At 73.6% G+C, this 5,525-nt stretch carries 6 protein-coding genes; 4 read left to right on the top strand and 2 right to left on the bottom strand.

All coding sequences use genetic code 11. From position 1 onward, the window contains the following. Nucleotides 1-96: 96 nt before the first annotated feature. Nucleotides 97-537 (bottom strand): hypothetical protein, encoded by a 441-nt coding sequence (locus UW392_RS22615; RefSeq protein WP_320776904.1) that lies wholly within the window; start codon nt 535-537, stop codon nt 97-99. A 225-nt stretch (nt 538-762) separates the two neighbouring features. On the opposite strand from UW392_RS22615, the gene UW392_RS22610 reads away from it, so the two are divergent. The 4 genes from UW392_RS22610 (at nt 763) to fxsA (ending at nt 4,943) form a co-directional block, all read left to right on the top strand. Beyond that, complete coding sequence (locus UW392_RS22610) at nt 763-1,203, top strand: Lrp/AsnC family transcriptional regulator (RefSeq protein WP_004002750.1); 441 nt, start codon at nt 763-765, stop codon at nt 1,201-1,203. Between the two features lie 123 nt (nt 1,204-1,326). Next, a complete protein-coding gene (locus UW392_RS22605) occupies nt 1,327-2,940 on the top strand; it encodes an amidohydrolase (RefSeq protein WP_320776903.1) in 1,614 nt (537 codons plus the stop codon). Nucleotides 2,941-3,496: 556 nt separating this feature from the next. Then, on the top strand, nt 3,497-4,321 hold the full coding sequence (locus tag UW392_RS22600; protein WP_320776902.1) for a polyprenol monophosphomannose synthase: 825 nt from the start codon (nt 3,497-3,499) through the stop codon (nt 4,319-4,321). A gap of 46 nt (nt 4,322-4,367) precedes the next feature. Next, a complete protein-coding gene (gene fxsA / locus UW392_RS22595; RefSeq protein ID WP_320776901.1) occupies nt 4,368-4,943 on the top strand; it encodes an FxsA family membrane protein in 576 nt (191 codons plus the stop codon). Nucleotides 4,944-5,125: 182 nt separating this feature from the next. On the opposite strand, the gene UW392_RS22590 is transcribed toward fxsA, so the two are convergent. Continuing rightward, nucleotides 5,126-5,500: an RNA polymerase-binding protein RbpA gene (locus tag UW392_RS22590; protein ID WP_003977404.1), complete on the bottom strand. Its 375-nt coding sequence runs from the start codon at nt 5,498-5,500 to the stop codon at nt 5,126-5,128. Nucleotides 5,501-5,525 lie beyond the last annotated feature (25 nt).

The raw sequence follows: 5,525 nt of genomic DNA, 5'->3' as shown, positions 1-5,525 counted from the left end.
GGGCGGGCAGCGCTCCGCACCGCGCGGGCGCGGGGGCGTGCGCGGTGCGGAGTGGGTGTGGCGGGGGTGGGCGCCCGGCGCCCGTGGTGCGTGGGATCAGGCGGCGGCCTGGCGCCGCATCGTCGGTACCCGCATCGGGCGCGAGCCCGGACCACCGACGTGCGAGAACGGCTGCATCCGCCAGTCCAGACCCTGGGGGAGCGTCAGCAGCAGGGCGGTGTCCTGCTCCTGCGGCCGCAGCGACTCGTCCGCGGGGCGGGCGTCACCCGCCCGGCGACCGGTGCCGGCGCAGACCGTGAGCCCGAACGGGTTCCACGGCGAGGCGCACAGCGCGTGCTCCGGGAGGACCTCCTCGTCCGCCAGCAGGGCGATGGGCTGCGCGCAGTCCGGGCAGATCACCCGGTACATCTCGAAGGTGTCGTAGGCGTCGAGCTCGTCGTCGTCGAAGGCGTCGGGTTCGACACCCTCCGGCGCGGGCTCGACCACCGGCTGCTGCCGCTTGGGCGCGGTACGACCAGGGCGCTGAAGACTCTGCATGGGATTCTCCCCCTCGGGCTGGGCCGTGAAGGCACTGCGGCCTCGACCACAGCAAGCACTTCCCGTCACCCACTGCCGGTAATCACGGGAACATCACGGAGAGCGTTCGAGGGGTGTGGCGTTCGTCACATGCCGTTCGCAGGTGCCCTGTCGCCACGGTTACCGGAAGGGGTCCGTGCTGCTCAGGTGTGCCTGGAGGTCAAGCGCACTGTAGGTTCTTGCGCCATGGAGGAGCTGGACCGACAGATCGTGCAGCTGCTCGTCAAGGACGGGCGGATGAGCTACACCGACCTGGGCAAGGCCACGGGCCTGTCCACGTCGGCCGTGCACCAGCGCGTGCGCCGGCTGGAACAGCGCGGCGTCATCCGCGGGTACGCCGCGGTCGTCGACCCGGAGGCCGTCGGGCTGCCGATGACCGCCTTCATCTCGGTCAAACCCTTCGACCCCAGCGCCCCCGACGACATCGCGGACCGCCTGGCGGGCGTCCCCGAGATCGAGGCGTGCCACAGCGTCGCCGGCGACGAGAACTACATCCTCAAGGTGCGCGTCGCCACCCCGCACGAGCTGGAGGAACTCCTCGCCCGGCTACGCTCCCTGGCCGGCGTGTCGACCCGCACGACGGTGGTGCTCTCCACCCCCTACGAGGCCCGCCCGCCGCGGATCTGACGCGGCCCTGACGCGAATCCGCCGCGAATCCGCCGCGGACCCGACGCGGACCCGACACGGATACGACACGGATACGACCGGCCGCGTGCGGGGCCCCCGGGGCGAGGGGCGAGACTGGTGCCCATGAGTGAGTCCCACGCCCCGACCGAGACCGTCCTGCTGCGCCGCGGCGAGGTCCACAGTCCCGCCGACCCCTTCGCGACGGCCATGGTCGTCGAACGCGGCCAGGTCGCCTGGGTCGGCTCCGAGGGCGCGGCCGACGCCTTCGCGGACGGCGTGGACGAGGTGATCGACCTCGACGGCGCTCTGGTCACCCCGGCGTTCACCGACGCACATGTGCACACCACCGCCACCGGTCTCGCCCTCACCGGCCTCGACCTGTCCGACGCGCCCTCCCTGCCCGCCGCCCTGGCCCGGGTGCGGGAGTTCGCCGCCGCCCGGCCCGCCGACCGGGTCCTGCTCGGCCACGGCTGGGACGCCTCCGCCTGGCCGGAGGGCCGCCCGCCGACCCGCGCCGAACTCGACGAGGCCACCGGCGGCCGTCCCCTCTATCTCAGCCGCATCGACGTCCACTCGGCGGTCGTCAGCACCGCCCTGCTCGACCTGGCACCGGGCGCGGACGGCCGCGCGGACGACGCCCTCACCGGCGACGCCCACCACGCGGTGCGCGCCACCGCTCTCGGCGCCGTCACCGCCGGCCAACGCGCCGCGGCCCAGCGCGCGGCCCTCGCCCGCGCCGCCTCGCTCGGCATCGGAACCGTTCACGAATGCGCAGGCCCCGACATCTCCTCCGAGGACGACCTGACCGGCCTGCTGCGCCTGGCGGCCGAGGAGGACGGCCCCCGGGTGATCGGCTACTGGGCCGAACAGGACGTCGACAAGGCCCGGGAGCTGGGCGCGGTCGGTGCCGCCGGCGACCTCTTCGTGGACGGCTCCCTCGGCTCGCACACCGCCTGCCTGCACAGCCCCTACGCCGACGCGGACGGCGCCGGCGGCACCGGGGTCGCCCACCTCGACGCCGCCGCGGTCGCCTCGCACGTCGTGGCCTGCACCGAGGCCGGACTCCAGGCGGGTTTCCACGCCATCGGCGACGCCGCCGTCACCGCGGTCGTCGAGGGCGTGCGCGCCGCCGCCGAGAAGCTCGGCCTCGCCCGTGTCCGCGCCGCCCGCCACCGCGTCGAACACGCCGAGATGCTCACCCCCGAGACCGTCGCCGCCTTCGCCGAACTGGGCCTGACCGCCTCCGTGCAGCCGGCCTTCGACGCCCTGTGGGGCGGCGAGGACGGCATGTACGCCCGCCGCCTGGGCGCCGACCGGGCCCGCACCCTCAACCCCTTCGCGGCCCTGCTGCGGGCCGGCGTCCCGCTCGCCTTCGGCTCCGACAGCCCGGTCACCCCCCTCGACCCCTGGGGCACCGTCCGGGCCGCCGCCTTCCACCGCACGCCGGAGCACCGCGTCTCGGTGCGCGCCGCGTTCACGGCGCACACGCGGGGCGGCTGGCGGGCGGTCGGCCGGGACGACGCGGGCGTCCTGGTGCCGGGCGCGCCCGCCGACTACGCCGTGTGGCACACCGGCGACCTGGTGGTCCAGGCCCCCGACGACCGGGTCGCCCGCTGGTCGACCGACCCGCGCTCCGGCACCCCCGGCCTGCCCGACCTCGCCCCGGGCCGCGACCTGCCGGTCTGCCTGCGCACCGTCGTCGGCGGACGGACGGTCTTCGTACGGCCGGGCGAGTGATCCCCACGTCCGACGGGGCGACGATCTTTCCTCCGTCCCTGTGTCGCACCGCCCGGCCCGCCTCGTCGCTGACCAGGGCATTGATCCGAACACCGCAGGTCAAACGGCTGTTGACAGGCGGCGGCGCGGGGCGGGTAGGTTCGGCGGAGTCCACCACCGGACGCCCGACCGGGGAACTGTCGCGACACGCCGCGGCGCCGCTGGGTCAGGGACGGTGTGCCGCACCGGGGCACCGCCACTGAGAGCCAGGCTCAGCGCCAGCGCCACGGCGAGGGAACGTTCCGGCCGGTCGGGAGGTGTGACCCGGGTGGGGCCCGGGGGCTCAGTAGACAACGGCTTCAGGTCGATCCGCAGCCAGCGGGTCCCAGGTCGGCCCGAAGGGCGCCGGGCCCCCATCCGCAGCCGGGAACCGCCGGACGGTCCACGCGGCGTCCCATAAAGACCCATTGCTACCCCGCTCCCGGGGAAACGACACCGCCGGACGGACGTCCTGTCATGTCATCGCAGGCCCCGGCCACTATGGTGGTGCCCTGCGTACGGACATGAAGGGGCAGCAGTGAGCGACGGCGACGGGACGCGAGGGGCATCGGACCAGGCGAGAAGGTTCGGCCCGCTCGGCACGCCCCTGGTGATCATTCCGACCTACAACGAGGCGGAGAACATCAAGGCGATCGTCGGGCGCGTGCGTGCCGCGGTCCCCGACGCCCACGTCCTGGTGGCCGACGACAACAGCCCCGACGGCACCGGCAAGCTCGCCGACGAGCTGGCCGCCGCCGACGACCACGTCCGGGTCCTGCACCGCAAGGGCAAGGAAGGGCTCGGCGCCGCCTACCTCGCGGGCTTCCGCTGGGGCCTGGAGCACGACTACGGCGTCCTGGTCGAAATGGACGCCGACGGCTCCCACCAGCCCGAGGAACTGCCGCGGTTGCTGACCGCGCTGAAGAGCGCCGACCTGGTCCTCGGCTCGCGCTGGGTCCCCGGCGGCCGGGTGGTGAACTGGCCCAAGTCCCGCGAGGTCATCTCCCGCGGCGGCAGTCTCTACTCGCGGCTCGCCCTCGACCTGCCGCTGCGCGACATCACGGGCGGCTACCGCGCCTTCCGGCGGGAGACCCTGGAGGGCCTCGGCCTGACCGACGTGGCGTCGCAGGGCTACTGCTTCCAGGTCGACCTGGCCCGCCGCGCGGTGAAGGCCGGCTACCACGTGGTCGAGGTGCCGATCACCTTCGTCGAGCGCGAGCTGGGCGACTCCAAGATGAGCCGCGACATCTTCGTGGAGGCCCTCTGGCGGGTCACCGCCTGGGGCGTCGGGGAGCGCGTCGGCCGCATCAAGGACCGCGACAAGCCCGGCCGCACCTCGCAGCGGCAGCCCGGAACCTCCTGACCGGGCCCTTATCCCGCACTGAGCCGGGCCCAGGCACACTGGAGACATGACGACCGGTGCTCAGACCCCCAGGCCGCCCTCCCGCACCCGCCGCTCACGCCTGCGGACGTACCTGCCGCTGGGCGTCGCCGCGTGGCTGGTGCTGGAGATCTGGCTGCTGACCCTGGTCGCCGGCGCGTCCAACGGCTTCGTGGTCTTCCTGGTCCTGCTGGCCGGCGTGGTCCTCGGCTCCGTGATCATCAAGCGGGCCGGGCGCCGCGCCTTCCGCAACCTCCAGGAGACGGTGCGCAGGCAGCAGAACGGCACGGAGCCCGCCGCCCGTCCGAACAGCGAGGGCAACGGGCTGATGATGCTGGGCGGCCTGCTGGTGATGATCCCCGGCCTGCTCTCGGACGTCGTGGGCCTGCTCCTCCTCCTGCCCCCGGTCCAGAAGGCCGTCAGCCGCTCCGCCGAGCGCTCGGTGGAACGCCGCCTGCGCGAGGCCGGCCCCGGCACCCTGGGCGACGCCTTCCGTCAGGCCCGCATGCACCGCCCCGACGGCAAGGTGGTCCAGGGCGAGGTCATACACGACGACACCCCCGACGGCCCGCCCCAGAGCCCCAGGCCCCCACTGACCCGCTGACCCGTTCAGCTGGATCCGACCCGGTCGGTCGGCACCATTCAGCCCGTCCGGCGTTCGAGGACAAGGCCGTAAGGCCGAGCAGCCCCGAACACGACCGACAGAACACGACCGACAGGACACGACCGAGGGCGCCGTACCCGGAAAGGTACGGCGCCCTCGACCATCACAAAGCCCCGCAGGGACTACGCACTCTTGCGACTGTCCCGCGGATGCACCGCGATATTCATCGCGCCGGATCGCAGAACGGCCAGCCGCTCCTCGAGGACCTCTTCGAGCTCCTCGCGGGTGCGCCGCTCCATCAGCATGTCCCAGTGCGTACGCGCGGGCTTGGCCTTCTTCTCCTCTGGGCCGTCGCCGTCCACCAGGAGTGCCTGGGCCCCGCAGACCTTGCACTCCCACTCCGGCGGAATCTCCGCCTCGACCGAGAAGGGCATCTCGAACCGGTGCCCCTTCTCGCATGCGTACTCCACGGCCTGGCGCGGGGCCAGGTCGATGCCGCGGTCCGTCTCGTAGCTGGTCACCACGAGGCGCGTGCCGCGAAGAGCTCGCTCACTCATGAATCGTGCCTCCCGGGCTTGTCGC

Source organism: Streptomyces sp. CRN 30 (assembly GCF_034105845.1).
The sequence above is the reverse complement of the archived record's forward strand: the minus strand, read 5'-3'. Positions and strand labels throughout refer to the sequence as shown.

What these genes read in the sequence shown, in the direction of transcription:
- UW392_RS22615 (WP_320776904.1), bottom strand. Translation starts at nt 537, where the DNA reads ATGCAGAGTCTTCAGCGCCCTGGTCGTACCGCGCCCAAGCGGCAGCAG.
- UW392_RS22610 (WP_004002750.1), top strand. Translation starts at nt 763, where the DNA reads ATGGAGGAGCTGGACCGACAGATCGTGCAGCTGCTCGTCAAGGACGGG.
- UW392_RS22605 (WP_320776903.1), top strand. Translation starts at nt 1,327, where the DNA reads ATGAGTGAGTCCCACGCCCCGACCGAGACCGTCCTGCTGCGCCGCGGC.
- fxsA (WP_320776901.1), top strand. Translation starts at nt 4,368, where the DNA reads ATGACGACCGGTGCTCAGACCCCCAGGCCGCCCTCCCGCACCCGCCGC.
- UW392_RS22590 (WP_003977404.1), bottom strand. Translation starts at nt 5,500, where the DNA reads ATGAGTGAGCGAGCTCTTCGCGGCACGCGCCTCGTGGTGACCAGCTAC.